We start from the raw sequence: 20,184 nt of genomic DNA on the forward strand, positions 1-20,184 counted from the left end.
GATCCGCTGTCAGCCGGTGCTACTGCGCGTCGCCATCGGCGGGATGGTCGTCGGCGTTCGTGTCGCCGGCGGAGGTGTCGGTGCCGGTGTCGTTTGCGTCGTCGGCATCGGCGGTGTCATCGGTGTCGTCAAGCAGACGGCTCAGTTCGGCGTCCCAATCGATGCGCTCGCCCTTCGATGCGCTCGCCTCGGCCGTGTCGGTCTCGTCGGGCAGGTTCGGCAGCAGGTCCGGGTGCCCCCACATCGCGTCGCGCGCCTCGACGCCCTGCTCGGCGGTGATGCGCTCCCACAGCTGCGCGGCCTCGCGCGTGCGCTTCGGACGCAGCTGCAGGCCGAGCAGGTTCTCGAAGGTCAGTTCGGCGGGGCCGCCGACGGCGCGCTCGCGGCGCATCATCTCGCGCAGCTGCTCGAGATGCGGCAGATGCGCCATGCCGGAACGCCACACGACGCAGTCGACCCAGCCTTCGACGAGCGCGAGCAGTGTCTCGATCGAATGCATCGTCTCCTTCTGCTCGTCGGTTGTCGTCAGGCCGACGTTCGACAGGTTGACGGCGCCGGAGAGCGACTCCGGGTCGAGCGACGAGGCGCCGCGCAGCTGCTCCTCCATCGCGTCGAGGTCGATCGTGATGCCGCGCGCGTACTTGCCGATGAGCGCGGCGAAGCGCGGCATCAGCCACGGCACCGTCGCGTAGAGGCGCGCATAGGCCTGTTCGCGCAACGCGATGAACTCGGCGACCTCGGCCGCGTCGATCTCGAGCGAGTGCGCGTATTCGTCAACGTTCTGCATGATGAGGCCGCCCGCCGGGTTCTTGAGCAGCGCAATGCCCTGGTCGTAGCTGCCGCGCACCTCCTTCGACATCGCGCCGGCCGCCTGGCCGAGCTGCATCGCGTAGGAGGTGTTGGCGAACAGCTTCATCAGCTGCTTGGGATCCTTCATGCCCTCGGGGATCGGGATCGGTACCGGGCCGGCGAACATGCCGGTGATCTCGCCGTCGAAGGCGTCGCCGAGACGGTCGGAGATGACGGCGCCAAGCGCCTCGTTCATCGAGGCGGCGACCGGCGCGGCGAACTGGGCCCATTGCTCGATCGTGCCCTCGACCCAGCCGGCGCGCGTCAGCGCCTCGGCCTGTGAAGACGGCGGATTGAAATTGGTCGTCGTATCGAGCCACAGATTGACCTCGCTCATCGCGCGGCGCATCGTGTTGCCCTCCTCGGCGGTGACGATCCGTTCGCTGTCGGCGTCGTTCGCCTGCTGGAGCGCGATCGACTTCGCCAGCTTGACGTTGATCGGCCCTTCGGCGATCGTCTGCTGCATCTCGCCGAAGGAGTTGAGGCCGCCGCCGGCGAAGGCCTGCATCATGCCACGAATCTGCGTCGGATCGGGCAGGTCTTCGGGGCTCTGGCTCATCAGCTGCTCGCGGATCTGGTCGGGCAGCGACTCGAGCTGCTTCCACGCCATCTCGCCCTGCACGGGGCCGAAGCAGTCGATGAACCATTGGTGCAGCGTGTTCTCATCCATCATGGATTCCCTTCATGACTTGTCTGGTCGATTCGTTTTTCTATCTGTCTCAATACGCGACACGCCGAAATAATTCCGCCGCGGCCATAGTATGGAAGGCATGTCGCACATGCAGTTGCCCAATCAGCCGAACCCCGCGCAGGACGTCGCACGCCCCGGACCGTTCCGCCGCCTCGCCGCGCATTGGCGGGGCCGTCCCTTCGGTTTCCTCGTCGGCGCGCTCGCCGTGCTGCTCGGCGTCGTGATTCTGCTGATGCCGAGCGCCTACGTCGTCGAGACGCCCGGGCCGACGCAGGACGTGCTCGGCGAAAACGGCGGCCGGAAGGTCATCGATGTCTCGGGCGTGAAGACCCACAAGGATTCGGGCAAACTGCTGCTCGTCACCGTCAACGCCGCCGGCGTGCCCGGATACCCGGTCTCGAACGCCGAGGCGCTGTGGGGATGGGCCGACCCCCACATGCTCGTCATGCCGCAGGAGGCGGTCTTCCCGCCCGGACAGACGAGCGAGGAGTACGAGCATGAATCGCAGCAGGAGATGACCTCCTCGCAGGATGCGGCCGCCACCGCCGGTCTCGACTACGCCAAGAAGCTCGGCGTCGACGTCAAGGGCGCGAAGGTGACGATGCACGTCGACGACATCGGCGGCCCGTCGGCCGGCATGATGTACGCGCTCGGCCTCGTCGACATGCTCACGCCGGTCGAGGAGTCGGCGTCGACGACGATCGCGGGCACCGGCACGATCGACGACAAGGGCAAGGTTGGCGCGATCGGCGGCATCGATCTCAAGATGCTCGGCGCGAAGCGCGACGGCGCCACATGGTTCCTCGCGCCGTCCGCCAACTGCGACGAGGTCATCGGGCATGTGCCCGAAGGACTGCGCGACGTCAAGGTCTCGACGCTCGACGACGCGTACCGCGCACTCGTCGCGATCGGCGAAGGCAAGGGCGACTCGCTGCCGCGCTGCACGGTCGACTGACGGTCACGGCGCGCCGATCGCCCACGTCGTGCCGCCTAAGCGCGCGAACGGGCGTGTTCGCTGGTGTTGCTATATTGACGAACGTGAATCAAACGGCATCTGAGAAAGCTGAGGAGTTCGGCTTCCGCACAGGGGACCTGGTCCAGGAATGGCTCTGGGACGACGATGTGGATGACACGATCCGCGAGAATATCGAGACGTTGACCGGTGAGGAGCTGGTGGACGAGGAATACGATTCCGCCGTCGACGGCGCGATCATCTGGTGGCGCGACGGCGACGACGAGGACGGCCTGTCGGATACGATCATGGACGCCTACGCCGTGCTCGGACAGGACGGCCCGCTGTGGGTGCTCACGCCGAAACCGGGACGCGATGGGGCGCCGGGGGCGAACACCGTGCAGAACGCGTCGAAGACGGCCGGCATGAACGCGTCGACGCCGCTGACCGTCGGCGACGACTGGAACGGCATCAGGCTGCGCGCCTTCGGCAAGAGTTCGAACCGCTGACATCAATCGCCGCCGGCGATCCCCAAGAAGGGACGCCGGCGGCGATCACATATCGGCACGCCGTCACAGCAGGCACGCGCACAGCTGCATCATGACGGCGCAGACGAAGACGATTGTCATCGCGAAGGTGCGCGGGAACCGTTCGCGCAGGATAGCGAAGGCGACGGCGAACGCGAAGGCGAGCGCGATGAGGCCGAGCGTCACCCAGCGGATGACGGCGTGCGCCGGATCGATGACGCCGAACAGCGTGAGCATGACCGGGATGAGCATGCCGGCCGACAGCACGAGCATGACGAGCGCGACGATCATGTCGGCGCGTTTCGCCGCGGGCGTGGGATGCGGGCAGCGCGCCCGTTCCTCCTCGAGCGCGTGCGTCAGTTCGGTGATGCGACGGTCGTCGTCGACCGCGCGCCAATGCACTTCCTGCTCGAGTCGGCGCACTTCGAGGTCGAGCGCGTCGACGCGCTCGGCGAGCTCCTCGTCGCGCCGTGAGGTTCCGGGCAGCAACGTCTGCAACGCCTTCAACGGGTTCGTCCATACATCCAATGGGGTGTTCATGGCTCATGATTATAGGGAGGGCGACAGGGGCAGGACGGCGTTCCCTCGCACAGCTGAGTGCGGCGCCCACGGTGACGGCGACGCGGGCACCGTATGCAGTACGGCAGTGCATACGCGGTTTGGACACGGTTTGGACACGAATTGCAGGAACGTCGAATCAACAAGCATATGAACGCTGTGCCGGCAACGCATATGCACATCGGCTCAAACGCCTGCTGCCGTAACGAAAACGCCCCGCCGCGAGCCGATCTCGCAACGGGGCTGTGCGGTGGGCGATGAGGGACTCGAACCCCCGACATCCACCGTGTAAAGGTGACGCTCTAACCAACTGAGCTAATCGCCCGCGGGGAACCACTGTACAACGACGGGTGAAGAAAGCGGCACGCGGGCGGGTGTCGCGCGCGATGTACGGCGTCGTCCGCCGTGCGCGCGTCTCAAACATCACGTAATCTAGGCACTGGTACGAAATCGCGAGGAGGACAGACGATGGCGCAAGAACGCGAAGCGACGGGCGGCACGGCGAATATCGAGCGCGTGGGCAAACGCAAGAAGGGCTACGATGTGCGTCAGGTGGACGCCTTCCTTGAGCAGGCGCACGCCCTGTACGAGCAGGACGGCGTCGAACTCAAACGCAGCGACATCCAGGACGCGTCCTTCGACATCGTCAAGGGCGGCTATGCGATCCCGCAGGTCGACGCGACGCTCGAACGGCTCGCGAAGGCCGTCAGCGACAAGGACACCTCCTATGAGATCGCCGAACTCGGACGCGTCGCATGGAAGGCGCAGGTCGAGGCGCTCTACCATCAGCTCGAGGCACACGCGGAGCGCGCCGAGGGCGAACGGTTCGCGTCGGGGGAGGCCAAGCGCCCGTCCTACGACCGCAAGCAGGTGGATAGGCTCATCGACCGCATCATCGATCAGGCCGGAGATGAGCTCGACCGCATCAGCTCGGACGCCGAGGCCGCCTATGACGACGGCGCGAAGCTGACGGCGCAGTCGGTCTCCGACGTCATGTTCACGCAGCGCAAAGGCAAGCGCGGCTACGACGAACGTCAGGTCGACTACTATCTCAATGCTTGCGCCGACCTGCTCGGCCGTCTCGAGTCCTATGCGCGCGTCTCCACCTACGCCGAACGCCGTCCGGCCGCCGCGCCGACGTCGTCCGCGCCGGCCGTCGCGCCGCTCATCCCCGACCATGCGGCCGCGCTGCGCACGACGGCCTCGCACATGCAGCCGACTGTCGTACAGCCGGCGCTCTCCCAGCCGAACGCCGTGCAGCCGGTGGAATCGCTCGCGCCCGAACAGTCCTTCGACGAGCTGCACAAGGCCGAACAGGCGATCTTCACGCCGACGACGCCGACTGCCTCGCCGGTGACGCCGGCCTCGGCGACGGCCGCCACGACGATCCCGGTCAGCGACGACGTCGCCGAGGCCGCAGCGGCCGCAGGCGCGACCGTCGCCGCGACCGCAGCACAGCACAACGATGAAGCGCGCGACCTGACGCAGACGCAGTCCTTCGGCCTGCCGCTCGCGCCGCATGAGACGGCGGCCACGTCGCACGGGTCCTCGTCGGTCGCGCGCGCCCATACACTGTCCGACATCAAGCCGATCACGCCGGCGCCGCGCACGATCCCCGAACACGAACGGGTGACGCCGACGCCGCCGGCCGTTCCCGACGACCTCAACGCCGTGCCGATGGTGACCGCTGTGTCCGACGAGACGACGATCACCTTCGGCGACACGCATCAGCCGGCGCTCGATTCGCCGTCGCTCGCCGCGCTCGCATCGCTTGCGAAGAGCACCGAGACGCTGCCCGAGGAGCCGAAGCAGCCGTCGGCGATGACGACGTCGAGCGGACTGTCGGTGCCGACGCTCGCGAACGTGACGATCCCGGACCTGCCGGTGCGCCGCCCGATGGACGCGGCCGCCGCGTCGTCGTCTACTGCATCCATTTCGGCGTCTGCATCGACGTCCGCCGCGTCCAACGCCGGCCACGATACGCAGTTCGTGCCGCCGGACACGATGAACGTCGAGATCCCGGATCTCGAATTCCCGACCTTCTCGACCGACGGCCCGCTCGTGACCGGCGACACGGACAGGGACGGGCGCTGAGATGACGGAGGAACACATCACGACGCCGTACGACAGCGGCGTGTATGAGGACGCTGCCCCGCGCAGCGTCGTCGTCCTCGGCTCGACCGGATCAATCGGCACGCAGGGCCTCGACGTCATCGCACGCCACCCCGAACACTTCACCGTCACCGCGCTGGCCGCGGGCGGCGCCCACGTCGACCTGCTCGCCGAGCAGGCCGTGCGCTTCGCCGTGCCCGACGTCGTCGTCGCCGATCCCGAGGCCGCGCGTCCGCTGCGCGAGGCGCTCGACGAACGCGGCGCGCACGACGTGCACGTGCACGCCGGACTCGACGAGGTCGATGCCATCGCCGGCAGTGGCGCCGACGTCGTACTCAACGGCATCACCGGATCGATCGGCCTGACGCCGTCGATTGCGGCGCTCAAGGCCGGTTCGCAGCTCGCGCTCGCGAACAAGGAATCGGTCGTCGCCGGCGGCCATCTGCTCTTCGACGCGCAGACGCGCCCCGACCAGATCAACCCGGTCGACTCCGAACATTCGGCGATCTGGCAGTCGCTGCGCTCCGGCACGCACGCCGAGGTATCGCGCCTCGTCGTGACAGCGTCCGGCGGGCCGTTCCGCGGTTGGACACGCGAACAGATGAAGGACATCACGCCCGAGCAGGCGCTCAACCATCCGACGTGGCATATGGGGCCGGTCGTCACGATCAACTCGTCGACGCTGATGAACAAGGGACTTGAGGTCATCGAGGCGAGTCGTCTGTTTGATGTGCCGCCCGAACGCATCGTCGTCACCGTGCATCCGCAGTCGATCGTCCATTCGATGGTCGAATTCCGCGACGGCGCGACGATCGCGCAGGCCTCGCCGCCCGACATGCGCCTGCCGATCGCGCTCGGCCTGTCCGCGCCCGAACGCCTCGGCGGCGTCGCCGCCGCATGCGACTGGGCGGCGGCGGCCAGCTGGACCTTCGAGCCGCTCGACGACGAGGCGTTCCCGGCCGTCGACCTCGCGCGGCGTTGCCTGAACGCTTCGCAGAAGCATACGGCCGTGCTCAACGCGGCGAACGAGCAGGCCGTGCATGCGTTCCTCGACCGCCGGCTGCCGTATCTGGGCATCGTCGACACCGTTGAGCGCGTGATCGATGCGATGGACGGCGAGCTGCGCGACACCCCGCGCTTCACGTCGGTCGACGACATGCTCGCCTGCGAACGCGAGGCGCGCGCACGCGCCGACGCGATCATCGCCAAGCGCTGAACATCGCCCTCGCCGGGCGGTGACGCGCTGGTGTATCCTGTGATGGATTCCGCCGCCCGTGCAAGGCGGCGCAGCCACCGTGATGGTTGTCTGACGAACGAATGGATGGATGGATTGACGATGGACAAACCGTTCCGCAAGACCGGAGAACAGGCGATCAGCGAAAGCCCGCTGCACCCGAGACGCCAGTCGCGTCGCATCATGGTCGGCCCCGTGCCGGTCGGCGGGGGCGCCCCGATTTCGGTGCAGTCGATGACGAACACGAAGACCGCCGACGTCGGCGCGACGCTGCAGCAGATCGCCGAACTGACGGCCGCCGGATGCGACATCGTGCGCGTCGCCGTGCCGACGCAGGAGGACGCCGATGCGCTGCCGAAGATCGTCGCGAAATCGCCGATCCCGGTCATCGCCGACATCCATTTCCAAAGCAACTACGTGTTCGAGGCGATTGACGCCGGCTGCGCGGCCGTGCGCGTCAACCCCGGCAACATCCGCAAGTTCGACGAGGTCGGACCGGCGATCTGCAAGGCGGCGACCGATGCGGGCATCTCGCTGCGCATCGGCGTCAACGCCGGCTCGCTCGACAAGACGCTCTACGAACGCTACGGCGGCCCGACCCCCGAGGCGCTCGTCGCCTCCGCGCTCAAGGAGGCGCGCATGTTCGAGGACGTCGGCTTCCATGACTTCAAAATCTCGGTCAAGCACCACGACCCGGTCACGATGGTCGAGACCTACCGGCTGCTCGCGCAGCAGGGCGACTGGCCGCTGCATCTGGGCGTCACCGAGGCCGGACCGGCGTGGCAGGGCACAATCAAATCATGCATCGCTTTCGGCGCGCTGCTCGCCGAAGGCATCGGCGACACAATCCGCGTCTCGCTGTCCGCGCCGCCGGTCGAGGAGGTCAAGGTCGGCTGCAAGATCCTCGAGTATCTGGGATTGCGGGCGCGCAAATTCGACATCATCAGCTGCCCGAGCTGCGGACGCGCGCAGGTCGACGTCATCCAGCTCGCGAACGCCGTCACCGAAGGACTCAAGGACATCACGGCGCCGATCCGCGTCGCCGTCATGGGCTGCATCGTCAACGGCCCCGGTGAGGCGCGCGAAGCCGATTTGGGCGTCGCCTCCGGCAACGGCAAGGGACAGATCTTCATCAAGGGCAAGGTCATCGAGACGGTTCCCGAGGACCGGATTGTTGAGACACTGCTCAAGCACGCGAACGCCATCGCCGAGCAGATGCAGGCCGACGGCGTCGACACGACCGCCGGGACCGGCCCTGTCGTCATCCCGGTCGTCCATGAAGGACACGGCGAAAGCCAGAACGAAAACCACGCGTGAACGGAAAGGACGGTGACGTGACGGACAGCACCCAGCGCACCGAAGGCACGACGGCCGCCTTCAGCCGCACGAAGCGGCTCATGATCACGTTGCCGATCTTCATCATCCTGCTCGGCATCCTCGTGACCGTCTCGACGAACACGAGGATCCCGGTCGAGGACACGCCGCGCGCAATGAGCTTCGCGACGCTCACGCCGGACACGACGGTCACTTTCGCCACGAAGGACAAGCTGCCCGGCGCCGACACCTACAAGGTGCGCAAACAGTATCTGACGATTGACGCGAAACGGCCGTCGACCGGCGAGATCCAGAAGATCCGCGTCCTCGTGCGCACACCCGAAGGCGCGCCGTCGAAGGGACTGCCCGGCATGGTGTTCATGCACGGCGCCGGTTACGGCACCTGCGACAACTCCTTCGGCGACATCGCCACGAGCATGGCGTCGGCCGGCTTCGTCACCGCCGTCCTCGACAAGCCGGTATGGTCGACGAGCGACCTCAACCGCGACTATCAGGGCTCCGCCGTCATCTACGACCAGGTCATCGACATCCTGCGCGGCATGGACGCCGTCGACGAACACAAGGTCGGCATCTACGCGACGAGCGAGGCGACATGGATCTCGTCGTATCTGCTCGACATCGACGACGATATCGCCTTCCAGATCCTGCTATCGCCGATGGTGTTCTCACCGCGGCATTCGCTCGCTTTCCTCGCCGTGCAGAACTTCGCGCTCGCCGGCGCGAACGATGGCTACCAGTCGATCGTGCGGCGCGTGTTCTCCTTCGATCTGGCGATGTTCGGCCTCGACAACATCGACATTCGCACGTCGACGCCGAAGGCGTTCTCGATACCGACGATGGTCGCCTACGGCTCGAAGGACGTCATGACGGCGCAAGTGCAGGGATTCAAGGAGATTCTTGCGCTCGCGCACCGCGCCGGCAACTGGGATGTCTCGCTGCGCAGCTATCCGATCGCCAACCATGTGCTGCGTCTCGGCGACGAATCGATGAGCGGCACCCCCTTCGCCGACGATTACGTCGACGACATGGTCGCCTGGGCCGTCGGCACGTCGCGCGGACTCACACAGACAAGCGAACGCATCGCCGGCACGCCACTCTACCAGTCGATCCCGGTGCCGCGCGGCCTGCACGCCCACCGCGTCATGACCGTCTACGGCACGATCGTGCTGGCACTGATGGCCATCATGATGCTCGTCTCGCTCATCGTCTCATGCATTGCGCTCGTCATGCACATCCGCAACCGCAGCAAGGGGCTCGGCCCCGCGCTCGGCTTCCGCGCACGCTTCGGCGGTGCGCTGCTCATGCTCACGATCGTGACGCTCGTCGCGCTGTTCGTGTTCCTCGGCGGCTTCGGCGAAGTCGTCATCGCCGTCGTGCACATGGCGTGGGGCAGCGCCCCGCCCGACGACAGCGGCATGATGTACTGGAGCTGGCCGTTCATCCAGATCGTGTGCATCGTGCTGCTGTGGGCGTGGTCGCGCGTGTTCACCGGCATCATCGAGGAGCTGTCCATGCGCGGCGTGCTGCAGTGGCCGATGCGCCGCGGTGCGCTCAGGCAGATCATGAGCGGCGCGCAGCCGGTCGTCGCCGAGCGACGTCTCGGACGCATGCTCTTCTGGACGCTCTCCTTCACGATGCTGCTCATCCTGCTGAGCTTCTCGTTCTGGGGCCTGTTCCTGTTCTGACGGCGGCCGCCGAAGCACGATGAAGGAAAACGACGGCGCGCACAACGATGAAAGCAACGAAAGGAGCGGCGCGTGGCGCTGTACCGTGACGAAGGCGTCGTGCTGAAAACGACGAAACTCGGCGAGGCCGACCGCATCATCACGCTGTTCACGCGCGGCCACGGCAAGGTTCGCGCCGTCGCCAAAGGCGTGCGCCGCACGAAATCGCGCTTCGGCGGTCGCGTCGAGCCGTTCATGCGCGTCGACCTGCTGCTGGGGGAGGGACGCACTTTCGACACAATCAGCCAGGCCGAGTCGATCGCTGCGTACGCCGGCGCGATTGGCGCCGACTACGAGGCGTACCGCGCCGCGAACGTCATCGTCGAAACGCTCAACGATTTGATCACGAGCGAACACGAGCCGGCGCCGGCGCAGTACCGGCTGCTCGTCGGCGCGCTCAACGCGCTCGCCGGCAAACGGCACGACGCGCAGATGATCGCCGAATCCTATGTGCTGCGCGCACTCGCGCTCGCCGGCTGGCGTCAGCGGCTCGACTCGTGCGTCGTGTGCGGACGCACCGACCAGCTCACGCATCTGTCGGCGGCCGCCGGCGGCGTCATGTGCGAGGCCGACCATACGCCCGAGGCGAAACCGGTGGATGCGTTGACGCTCACGCGGCTCAGGGCGCTCGCCGACGGCGACTGGGCGAGGCTCGACGGCTCGCAGCTCGACCCGCGCACGGCGCGCGCCGTCGAGGAATGGGCGCAGTACTATCTCGAACGGCCGATACGTTCGATGCGCTTGCTAGATTGAAGACATGGCATTTGAAGGCGTCGATTACAAGTCACTGAACATTCCGGCAGCACCGTTCTCCGATCCGACGATCATTCCGGACTTCCCCAAGAACAAGATCCCGCGGCACATCGGCGTCATCATGGACGGCAACGGACGGTGGGCGCAGCAGCGCGGCCTCATCCGCACCGAAGGCCACCAGGCCGCCGAGCCGGTCGTCTTCGACACGATCGCCGGCGCGATCGAAGCGGGGGTGCGCTATCTGAGCCTGTACACCTTCTCCACCGAGAACTGGAAGCGCTCGCCGCAGGAGGTGCGCTTCCTGATGGGCTTCTCGCGCGACATCATCCGCCGCCGTGTCGCGCAGATGGATGAGTGGGGCGTGCGCGTACGCTGGTCGGGACGCCGCCCGAAGCTGTGGAAGTCGGTCATCGACGAACTCGAATCGGCGATGGAACGCACAAAGCACAACAACGTCATTGACGTCGTCTTCTGCATCAACTACGGCGGGCGCGCCGAAATCGCCGATGCCGCTGCCGCGATCGCGCGCGAGGTGCGCGAGGGCCGCATCAAGGGTGACCGCGTCACCGAGAAGATGATCGCCGAGCATCTGTACAACCCGGACATCCCCGACTGTGACCTCGTCGTGCGCACCTCCGGCGAGCAGCGCACGAGCAACTTCCTGCCGTGGGAGGCCGCTTACGCCGAACTCGACTTCGTGCCCGAGCTGTTCCCCGACTGCGGCCGCGAGGTGCTGTGGGGGTCGATCGACCGGTACATTCACCGCGACCGTCGCTTCGGCGGCGTCAAGCAGGCCTAAGGCGGATTGACGCTCAGCCGAGCGAGGCGATGAAGCCGGCGATCACGTCGGTGAAACGGCGCACGAAAGCGTCGCCGTCGACGCCGAGGGCGACATGCGTCGCCTTCGCGTCGTCGAGCGCCGCGCGCGGGTCGCCGATTGTGCGACCGCGCACGCCGACGCCGTCGCCGGTGCGCGTTTCGACGATCATCGGCAGTTCGAAGGTCGTCACGATCGTCGGGTCGAGCGCGACGGCCGCCGCGAGCGGATCGTGCAGCGGCATGCCGGCGGCGAAGATCGGGTCGCTCGCGCGGTTCGCACGGATCGAGAAATTCGCGAGGCTCGCGAGCAGGAACGCGACATGGCGTCTGCTGCACGCGGTGCCCGCAGTGCTGACATTGCGGCCGCCATTGTTGCTGTCATGGTCATTGTTGACGCCGTTGTCGTTGACATCGGTAATCCATCGTGCGACGTCGGCGGGGCCGAGCAGGCAGCGGTGCGTGACGTCGAGGCCGACCATCGTCGTGTCGGCGCGCGCACGCAGCACGCGGTCGGCCGCCTCGGGATCCTGCAGCACGTTCGTCTCGCATACGAGGTCGTAGCAGTTGCCTTCCTGCGTGAGCGCGCCGCCCATGAACACGATCCGCGCGCGGCGCACAGCGGCCGGGTCGGCGCGCAGCGCGACGTCGACGTCGGTGAGCGGACCGGTCGCGACGATCGTCAGGTTGCGGCCGTAACGGCGTGCGGCGTCGACGATGAGCCGCGCGCCGTCGGTCATCGTCGAGCAGTTCTCGTCGGGAAAACCGAGTTTCTGCGGCATCGCGAGTTCGGAACGTGTGAAGAACTCGGGGATCGTCGGCAGTTCGGCGTGCGGATCGCCGACCGGGTAGCCGCCGACCGAGATCGCATGACCCTGCCGGATGTTGTTCTTCACATCAGCCATCGACAGCGTGACGATGCCGTCCTTGTCCGAGGCGATGACGCGGCCCGGACGCGGCTTGGGCGTCGCCGACGTGCCGATGCGCAGGTCGGCGAGCCCGTTACGGCCGTGGAAGCGCGCGCAGCCGGCGTCGGCGACGAACAGCGGCGCCCACGACGGGTGGCGTGCGCCGTCGGCCACCGGCACGTTGGCGTGGCCGAGCATGTCGAGCACGGTGCGCGTGTTGCGCGCCGCCTGCTGCTGCAGCACGTTGCCGTAGGTCGCGCTGACGCCGACGATATGCGCGCCGGATGCGATCAGATAGGCGAGCGCGAGCGCATCGTCGACGCCGGTGTCCATGCTCAGGACGAGATGCGGTGAATCAGTCATACGGTCATTGTTTCACGAATGGTTTCACTGCGCGTGCTATGCGCTGCGAGTAATCGCGGCGGCCTATCGGGTGTTCTTCGAGGCCGCGGTCTTTGCGGCGGTCGCGAGGAATTCGTCGGTCGCGAGCTCGCGCGAGCGCGGCGCGTCGTGCACGACCTGCCCGTTCGCGTCGGCGTAGGCGTCGGACGAGGCGAGGAAGTCGAAGTAGCGTTGTGTGCCGTCGTAGTCGATCGAGCCGAGGACGAAGTCGCCGTCGTCGATGCGTTCGCGGTCACCCCAGTACTGCCCGTCGACGATCGTCTTCATCGATTCGGTGACGAAGGCCTCGTCGAGGTTCGCCTCGGGCGCGTCGTGCACGAGGATCGAGGCGGCTTCCTCGCTGTGGTCGTAGGCGTAGCGGTAGCCGCGCTGCGTCGCCTGCACGAATGCGCGCACGAGGTCGGGGTCGTCGTCGATGAGTCGGTCGCTCGTGATGATGCCGATCGAGTCGGCGTTGCCGGGCACGCCGTAGTCGGGTTCGGTGAAGCAGCGCAGTTCGGGGCCGTTCATCTTCGCCTGCACGCCCTCCCATGTGGCGTAGAAGCCGCCGAAGTCGGCGCGTCCGGACGCGAGCGTCTGGAACGTCGATGTGCCGACCGTGACCTTGTCGAAGTCGCCTTTGCCGCCGTCCGTTTCGATCATGCGGCGGATGACGGCGTCCGATTCGCTTGAGCCGAAGGTCGCGAAGGTCCTGCCGTCGAAGTCGCGCGGCCGTTGGATCGCCGTGTTCGATGCGAGCGCGCACCAGATCGCGCTCGTCTTCTGCTGCACCTGCATGACCTGCTTGAGGCGCGCGCCCTTCGTCGCGTAGACGCCGACGTTCGTCAGGTTCGACAGCGCGAAGTCGGCGACGCCGTTGTTGACGGCCTGTTCGGCGCCGGATTGGGCGACGGCGACGATGTCGACGTCGAGGCCGGCGTCGCGATAGTAGCCTTTGTTGCGGGCGACGTAGACGCCGATGTGGTTCGTGTCGGGCGCCCACGACAGCATGAACGTGACGTGGCGCAGCCCATCGGCGGCCGGCGCGCCACCGCATGCGGCGGCGGCGAGGATTGAGCATAGCGCGGCCGCGGCGGCGGCGACGCGCGCAAGGAATCGGCGAAAAGTCATGAGATCTCCTGATGAATTGATGAATGATGGCGAAAGAATGAATGATTGCATGAACGATGATGTTCGCTTGCGATGGGTCGTCGTCGAATGCGCGGAAAATCAGCGCGCGTTACTGCGCGACTTACTGCGCGTCGGGGTCCTCGTCGTCGCCGGGCGCGCCGATCGTGAGTCGTTCGACGATGTGCACGGAGAGCAGCAGCAGCGCGGTCATGACGATGATGACGAAGGTCGCCGCGAAGATGAGCGGCGTCTGGAACGAGTTGTAGGCGGCCTGCAGCCAGATGCCGAGACCGCGGCGCGCGCCGAGGTATTCTGCGGTCGCAGCCGTCGCGAAGACGTAGGCGGCGGCGACACGCACGCCGCCGAAGATCTGCCGCGCCGCGACGCGCAGATCGACGTGGAAGAGCGCCCATGCGCGCGACGCGCCGCACGTCGTCGCGACGTCGTCGTAGAACGACGGTACCGCCTCAAGGCCGCGCATCGTCTGCACGACGATCGGGAAGACCGCGAAGACGGCGACGATGACGACCTTGCCGAGCGGCTCGAAACCGAACCAGATGAGGAACAGCGGGGCGATCGAGATGAGCGGCAGCGTCTGCGCGGCGGCGAGGAGCGGGAACAGCGCCGCGTACGCCGTGCGCGAGCAGTGGATGCCGACGCCGAGCAGCACGCCGACGAGACAGGCGATCAGGAAACCGCACACGCCTTCGGCGAAGGTGACGACGCTCGCCGGCCACAGCGTGGGCCATGCGCGCACCGTCGCGACGACGATCTGGCTCGGTGAGGCGATCATCGTGACCGGGGGATGGGTGACGTTGACCCAGATCTGCCAGATCGCGAGGATCGCCACCACGACGGCCGCCGTAGGCCAGTGCCTGCGCAGTGCGCGCATGATCGACGACTCATGTTGAGGAGACGCTTGCTGAGGAGATGCTTGCTGAAGAGGGGAGCGGGATGCGCGCGGGTGGCTCGAAGAAGTCATCTGCACCTTGCTTTCTGCGCGCCGTGCGCGCTGGAAGGTCGCCGGCTTGCCGCGGCAAGGTGAGGAGTCCGCCGCCGAACGACCAGAAAAACGTCATGTCGAAGCCGCGCGTCGGCGCGGCCGACCAATCAGTGTAGTCCACGGGGTGGGCATCGGCGTGGACATCGGCACGATCATCGCTGTGGGCGGCATCGGAATTATCCGCGCCGCAATTATCGTGGAGCATATGACGACGATGAAGCAGATCGCACAGCGCGTCGGGGTCTCGGTCTCCACGGTCTCGCTCGTGCTCAACGGCAGGGACAACGGGCGCGTCAAGCCGCAGATCGCGCAGCGCGTGCGCGAGGCGGCCAATGAGATGGGCTATCAGCCGAACGCGCTCGCGCGCTCGCTACGCACGAGCCGCACGCACATCGTCGGGTTCATCAGCGTCGAGGTCGCGACGACGCCGTACGCGGGTGGCATGATTCAGGGCGCGCAGGACGCGCTCAGCGCGCTCGGCTACGTGCTGCTCACCGTCAACGGCGACGACGCGCAGGCGATCGACGACGAGGTCGGCGCGCTCAGGCGCTATGGCGTCGACGGCTTCCTCTATTCGGCGATGTCGAACCGCGTCGTCGACGTGCCGAAATCGCTGCGGCGATTCCCGCTCGTGCTCGTCGACGCGACTGACGCCGAAGGGCGCCTCGCGTCGATCGAGCCTGACGAGACGCGCATCGGCTACGACGCTACGACGCGGCTCATCGAGGCCGGCTGCCGGCGTATTGCCTACATCGGCTGCACCGAGCCGATGGTCGCGCAGGACGGACGGCTCGAAGGCTACCGACAGGCGCTCATCGACCACGGCATCGACGTCGACGAACGGCTGCGCCGCGACGTGCTCAACAACGGGCCCGCGTTGCGCGCCGTCGAGGAACTGTTCGACTCCGAACGGCCCGACGGCTTCTTCTGCTTCAACGACGCGCGCGCCTGGTACGTCTACGAGGCCGCCGCACGCCGTGGGCTGCGCATCGGCGACGATATTTCGGTCGTCGGCGTTGACAACCACCGCGTCTTCGCCGAGACACTTGAGCCGCAGCTGACGACAATCGAGCTGCCGCACTACGAGATGGGATACTGGGCCGCGAACCGCCTCGTCGCGGACATCGAGGGGCGCGCGATCAACGAGGCGGCGTGGCCGCGCACGACGGCCGTCATGCCGCTGCTTGACACGCCGTCGCCGGCGAAGGTGCACTGCACGCTCATCGAGAAGGCGTCGGTGCACGCGGCTCGATGACGGTCGCGGCACGGCGGGCGATGACGGTCGCGGCACGCTGAGCGGCGGCGGCTGCGACACGCCGGGGAGGGCGACGTCGGTGCAGTGTCGATGTCGTTAAAACACGTCAAACGATTGACCTTATGCGCTTCAGTAATTGTGGGTACTTCGTGAAGGATTCGTCAATCGTTTGACGTCAAACGATTGACGAACTATGCTGAAGGGCATCGGGACATCGCGAACGACGTAGTCGACGGGAGGGATGTTCCACACGCCCGCTCCGTACGGGGCGGGTCAGATCCGTCATGCATCCGGCTTTCCCAAGCCCTGACAACGAGGTTCATCATGGCAACATCAACAACCGCGAAGGTGTGGAGGAACCCCTCCTATCTGCAAAGCTCGACCGGCATCTTCCTGTTCTTCTGCTCGTGGGGCATCTGGTGGTCGTTCTTCCAGCGTTGGCTCAACTCGATGGGGCTCAACGGCGCCGAGGTCGGCACGATCTACTCGATCAACTCGCTTGCCACACTCGTGCTCATGTTCTGCTACGGGCTCATCCAGGACAATCTTGGCCTCAAGCGCAGGCTCGTCCTCGTCATCTCGGTCATCGCCGCGCTCGTCGGCCCCTTCGTGCAGTTCGTCTACGCGCCGCTGATGCAGACGAACATGATGGCGGCCGCTTTCGTCGGCTCGATCGTGCTTTCGGCCGGATTCATGGCCGGCTGCTCGCTCATCGAGGCCGTCACCGAACGCTACAGCCGCCGCTTCGGCTTCGAGTATGGCCAGTCGCGCGCCTGGGGCTCCTTCGGCTACGCGATCGTCGCGCTCGTCGCCGGCTTCGTGTTCAACATCAACCCGATGATCAACTTCTGGATCGGCTCCGCATTCGGCCTCGGCATGCTCATCGTGTACCTGACGTGGTACCCGGCCGAGCAGCGCGAGGCGCTCAAGGAGGCCGCCGATCCGGACGCCGCCCCGTCGAACCCGACGCTCAAGGAGATGGCGAAGGTCCTCAAAATGCCGGCGCTGTGGGTGCTCATCGTCTTCATGCTGCTGACGAACACGTTCTACACGGTCTTCGACCAGCAGATGTTCCCCACCTACTACGCGTCGCTGTTCCCGAGCGAGGCGACAGGCAACGCCGTCTACGGCACGCTCAACTCGGTGCAGGTGTTCTGCGAGTCGGCGATGATGGGCGTCGTGCCGATCATCATGCGCAAGATCGGCGTGCGCAACGCGCTGCTGCTCGGCTCGACCGTCATGTTCCTGCGCATCGGCCTGTGCGGCATCTTCCACGATCCGGTCGCGATCTCGATCGTCAAGATGTTCCACGCGATCGAAGTGCCGCTGTTCTGCCTGCCGGCCTTCCGCTACTTCACGCTCCACTTCAACCCGAAGCTCTCGGCGACGCTGTACATGGTTGGCTTCCAGATCGCTTCGCAGATCGGCCAGGTCGTCTTCTCGACGCCGCTCGGCATGCTGCACGACCGCATAGGCGACCGCGCGACGTTCCTGACGATCTCCGGCATCGTCCTCGCCGCGACGATCTACGGTTTCTTCGTCATCAAGCGCGACGACGAGCAGGTCGACGGCGACCCGTTCATCCGCGACTCGAAGACCCCGTCGCTGGCCGCCGACGAGTCCGTGCTCAGCGCCGACAGCGAAGACATGTGACGACGCGCGCCTGCATCGCGCATGGCGATGCAGGCCCCTTTCCCCTGATATCAACAACTTGATTTTCGATACGCGGATATTTTCGATACGCAGATAAAGGACCCATCATGACCAACGCAACCTTCACCCCGTCTGCCGCGTCCCCCGCCACGACGCCCGCCGATCCGCTGCTGACGCCGATCGCCGACCACGCCGAGCAGCTCAGGCTCGCCGAAGCCGGCGTCGCCGCGCTCGCCGCGACGCGCAACGACCGCTGGTACCCGAAGTTCCACATCGCCTCGAACGGCGGCTGGATCAACGACCCGAACGGCCTGTGCCGCTACGATGGCCGCTGGCACGTGTTCTACCAGCTGCACCCCTACGGCACGCAGTGGGGTCCGATGCACTGGGGCCACGTCTCCTCGCCGGACATGCTGCACTGGCGGCGCGAGCCGATCGCCTTCGCGCCGAGCCTCGAACAGGAACGCCACGGCGTCTTCTCCGGCTCGGCCGTCATCGGCGACGACGGACGCCCGTGGATCTACTACACCGGCCACCGCTGGGCCAACGGCAAGGACAACACCGGCGGCGACTGGCAGGTGCAGATGCTCGCGCGCCCCGACGACGACGCGATGACGACGTTCACGAAGCAGGGCATGATCATCGACTGCCCGACCGACGAGGTCGACCACCACTTCCGCGACCCGAAGGTGTGGAAGACCGGGGACGTGTGGTACATGACCTTCGGCGTCTCGTCGAAGGAGGGCCGTGGCCAGATGTGGCTCTACACGTCGCCCGACATGGTGCATTGGAGCTTCGAACGCGTGCTGTTCGAGCATCCGGACCCGAATGTCTTCATGCTCGAATGCCCCGATTTCTTCCCGATCCGCGACGCTGACGGCAACGAGAAGTGGGTCATCGGTTTCTCGGCGATGGGCGCGAAGCCCGACGGCTTCATGAACCGCAACGTCAACAACGCCGGCTACATCATCGGCACGTGGCGTCCGGGGGAGGCCTTCCGTCCCGAAACCGAGTTCCGCCTGTGGGACGAGGGGCACAACTTCTACGCGCCGCAGTCCTTCCACGCCGACGGCAGGCAGATCATGCTCGGTTGGATGAGCCCCTTCGTCGCGCCGATCGCGATGGAGGAGGACGGCTGGTGCGGCAACCTCACGCTGCCGCGCGAGATCACGATGGACGCCGACGGCGACCTCGTCACCGCTCCGGTCGAGGAGATGCGCGGCCTGCGCGCCGGCAGCGTCGGCCTTGGCGCGCTCGATCTGGGCGTCAACGAATGCGCGACGGTGCTCGAGGACGACGGCGGCGCCGTCGAGATCGAGATGAGCATCGACCTTGCGCGCACCGACGCAGAACGCGCCGGGCTGCACGTGCACGCGACCGGCGACGGACACTACACGGCGATCGTCTTCGACGCGCAGATCGGCGGCGTCGTCATCGACCGCCAGAACGTCGCCAACGGTGACCGCGGCTACCGCGTCGCGAAATTGTCCGACGCCGAACTCGCCTCCGGCACACTCGACCTGCGCGTCTTCGTCGACCGCGGCTGCGTCGAGGTGTACGTCAACGGCGGCAAGCATGCGATGAGTTCGTACTCGATGCCGTCCGAAGGCGCGCGCGCCGCCGAACTCGTCAGCGAATCCGGCACGACGCATCTGCGCGACCTGACGATGCACACGCTCGCGTCGATCGGTCTTGACTGAATCGAAAATCGACTGTAGCGTCGCCGGATGCATGAATGCGCGGGGCCGGGAACGACACATCGTCGTTCCCGGCCCCGCGCATTGCGCTATGCCCGCGTTCGCTCCGTTCAGTCGTACTGACCGGTCGCGATGATCTCGTCGACGAGCGCCGGCTTCTGCGCCATCTGGCCGCTGAAGCCCGGGCGGATGTCGAGCTTGAGGCTCACGCCGGTGCGGTAGCCCTGCTCGGCGAGCTTCATCGTCGCGTCGCGCACGACGCGCAGCACATCGTCGAGGTCGCCCTCGATGTTCGTGAACATCGCGTTCGTCTCGTTCGGCAGTCCCGAATCACGGATGACGGCGACGGCCTGCGCGACGTATTCGCTCAGTTCGGCGCCGACGCCGCTCGGCGCGATCGCGACGGCGGCGACGGTGTTGATGATCGGCTTGCCGTTTTCGTCGGTCGGCACCTGCTGGCGCTCGGCGTTGCGGTCCGGCGTCGGCGAAGTGGAAGGCTGTGCCGTCTGTACCATGGATGTCCCTCCTGTTGATTGCAAACTGTTGATTGTGAAGTCGATTCGATTTGATTGATTGCAAAGTCCTTGCAATCAAGATGGCCGGTG

18 protein-coding genes and 1 tRNA gene are annotated in these 20,184 nt (G+C 66.4%); 11 read left to right on the forward strand and 8 right to left on the reverse strand.

All coding sequences use genetic code 11. The annotated features are described in order from the left end of the window. Nucleotides 1-19: 19 nt before the first annotated feature. Nucleotides 20-1,519 (reverse strand): zinc-dependent metalloprotease, encoded by a 1,500-nt coding sequence (locus CGZ88_RS00125; RefSeq protein ID WP_026645231.1) that lies wholly within the window; start codon nucleotides 1,517-1,519, stop codon nucleotides 20-22. 109 nt (nucleotides 1,520-1,628) lie between these two features. On the opposite strand from CGZ88_RS00125, the gene CGZ88_RS00130 reads away from it, so the two are divergent. Both CGZ88_RS00130 and CGZ88_RS00135 read left to right on the forward strand, forming a co-directional pair. Next, nucleotides 1,629-2,495, forward strand: coding sequence for a YlbL family protein (locus tag CGZ88_RS00130; protein WP_165778671.1), 867 nt, complete (start codon nucleotides 1,629-1,631; stop codon nucleotides 2,493-2,495). An 83-nt stretch (nucleotides 2,496-2,578) separates the two neighbouring features. After that, nucleotides 2,579-3,001, forward strand: coding sequence for a DUF3052 domain-containing protein (locus CGZ88_RS00135; protein ID WP_026645229.1), 423 nt, complete (start codon nucleotides 2,579-2,581; stop codon nucleotides 2,999-3,001). A gap of 63 nt (nucleotides 3,002-3,064) precedes the next feature. On the opposite strand, the gene CGZ88_RS00140 is transcribed toward CGZ88_RS00135, so the two are convergent. Both CGZ88_RS00140 and CGZ88_RS00145 read right to left on the reverse strand, forming a co-directional pair. Then, a complete protein-coding gene (locus CGZ88_RS00140; protein ID WP_026645228.1) occupies nucleotides 3,065-3,559 on the reverse strand; it encodes a hypothetical protein in 495 nt (164 codons plus the stop codon). A 269-nt stretch (nucleotides 3,560-3,828) separates the two neighbouring features. Next, nucleotides 3,829-3,902: transfer RNA gene (locus tag CGZ88_RS00145), tRNA-Val, on the reverse strand. A gap of 143 nt (nucleotides 3,903-4,045) precedes the next feature. On the opposite strand from CGZ88_RS00145, the gene CGZ88_RS00150 reads away from it, so the two are divergent. From CGZ88_RS00150 to CGZ88_RS00175, 6 genes are all read left to right on the forward strand, one after another. After that, entirely contained in the window at nucleotides 4,046-5,671 is a 1,626-nt protein-coding gene (locus CGZ88_RS00150) for a DivIVA domain-containing protein (RefSeq protein ID WP_101670828.1), read from the forward strand. 1 nt (nucleotide 5,672) lies between these two features. After that, the gene (gene dxr / locus CGZ88_RS00155; protein WP_101670829.1) at nucleotides 5,673-6,905 is read left to right on the forward strand and encodes a 1-deoxy-D-xylulose-5-phosphate reductoisomerase; all 1,233 of its coding nucleotides are present in this window, start codon (nucleotides 5,673-5,675) and stop codon (nucleotides 6,903-6,905) included. A 120-nt stretch (nucleotides 6,906-7,025) separates the two neighbouring features. Beyond that, on the forward strand, nucleotides 7,026-8,240 hold the full coding sequence (ispG, locus tag CGZ88_RS00160; RefSeq protein ID WP_026645226.1) for a flavodoxin-dependent (E)-4-hydroxy-3-methylbut-2-enyl-diphosphate synthase: 1,215 nt from the start codon (nucleotides 7,026-7,028) through the stop codon (nucleotides 8,238-8,240). An 80-nt stretch (nucleotides 8,241-8,320) separates the two neighbouring features. Continuing rightward, the gene (locus CGZ88_RS00165) at nucleotides 8,321-9,943 is read left to right on the forward strand and encodes an alpha/beta hydrolase family protein (protein WP_026645225.1); all 1,623 of its coding nucleotides are present in this window, start codon (nucleotides 8,321-8,323) and stop codon (nucleotides 9,941-9,943) included. A gap of 72 nt (nucleotides 9,944-10,015) precedes the next feature. After that, complete coding sequence (recO, locus tag CGZ88_RS00170) at nucleotides 10,016-10,735, forward strand: DNA repair protein RecO (protein ID WP_026645224.1); 720 nt, start codon at nucleotides 10,016-10,018, stop codon at nucleotides 10,733-10,735. A gap of 4 nt (nucleotides 10,736-10,739) precedes the next feature. Beyond that, nucleotides 10,740-11,534 (forward strand): isoprenyl transferase, encoded by a 795-nt coding sequence (locus tag CGZ88_RS00175; RefSeq protein WP_101670830.1) that lies wholly within the window; start codon nucleotides 10,740-10,742, stop codon nucleotides 11,532-11,534. A 13-nt stretch (nucleotides 11,535-11,547) separates the two neighbouring features. On the opposite strand, the gene CGZ88_RS00180 is transcribed toward CGZ88_RS00175, so the two are convergent. From CGZ88_RS00180 to CGZ88_RS08795, 4 genes are all read right to left on the reverse strand, one after another. After that, the gene (locus tag CGZ88_RS00180; RefSeq protein ID WP_101670831.1) at nucleotides 11,548-12,822 is read right to left on the reverse strand and encodes a nucleoside hydrolase; all 1,275 of its coding nucleotides are present in this window, start codon (nucleotides 12,820-12,822) and stop codon (nucleotides 11,548-11,550) included. A 63-nt stretch (nucleotides 12,823-12,885) separates the two neighbouring features. Beyond that, the gene (locus CGZ88_RS00185; RefSeq protein WP_051198621.1) at nucleotides 12,886-13,971 is read right to left on the reverse strand and encodes an ABC transporter substrate-binding protein; all 1,086 of its coding nucleotides are present in this window, start codon (nucleotides 13,969-13,971) and stop codon (nucleotides 12,886-12,888) included. 121 nt (nucleotides 13,972-14,092) lie between these two features. Further along, entirely contained in the window at nucleotides 14,093-14,863 is a 771-nt protein-coding gene (locus tag CGZ88_RS00190; RefSeq protein WP_034523780.1) for an ABC transporter permease, read from the reverse strand. 10 nt (nucleotides 14,864-14,873) lie between these two features. Continuing rightward, complete coding sequence (locus tag CGZ88_RS08795; RefSeq protein WP_133120861.1) at nucleotides 14,874-15,179, reverse strand: hypothetical protein; 306 nt, start codon at nucleotides 15,177-15,179, stop codon at nucleotides 14,874-14,876. On the opposite strand from CGZ88_RS08795, the gene CGZ88_RS00195 reads away from it, so the two are divergent. From CGZ88_RS00195 to CGZ88_RS00205, 3 genes are all read left to right on the forward strand, one after another. After that, on the forward strand, nucleotides 15,180-16,229 hold the full coding sequence (locus CGZ88_RS00195; RefSeq protein ID WP_026645220.1) for a LacI family DNA-binding transcriptional regulator: 1,050 nt from the start codon (nucleotides 15,180-15,182) through the stop codon (nucleotides 16,227-16,229). A 324-nt stretch (nucleotides 16,230-16,553) separates the two neighbouring features. Next, a complete protein-coding gene (locus CGZ88_RS00200) occupies nucleotides 16,554-17,882 on the forward strand; it encodes an MFS transporter (RefSeq protein ID WP_034523779.1) in 1,329 nt (442 codons plus the stop codon). Nucleotides 17,883-17,989: 107 nt separating this feature from the next. Continuing rightward, nucleotides 17,990-19,582 (forward strand): glycoside hydrolase family 32 protein, encoded by a 1,593-nt coding sequence (locus tag CGZ88_RS00205; protein WP_051198619.1) that lies wholly within the window; start codon nucleotides 17,990-17,992, stop codon nucleotides 19,580-19,582. A 107-nt stretch (nucleotides 19,583-19,689) separates the two neighbouring features. On the opposite strand, the gene CGZ88_RS00210 is transcribed toward CGZ88_RS00205, so the two are convergent. After that, on the reverse strand, nucleotides 19,690-20,094 hold the full coding sequence (locus CGZ88_RS00210) for a thiamine-binding protein (protein WP_101670832.1): 405 nt from the start codon (nucleotides 20,092-20,094) through the stop codon (nucleotides 19,690-19,692). Nucleotides 20,095-20,184 lie beyond the last annotated feature (90 nt).

It is taken from the genome of Bifidobacterium anseris (assembly GCF_002860345.1).
Classification (GTDB): Bacteria; Actinomycetota; Actinomycetes; order Actinomycetales; family Bifidobacteriaceae; genus Bifidobacterium; species Bifidobacterium anseris.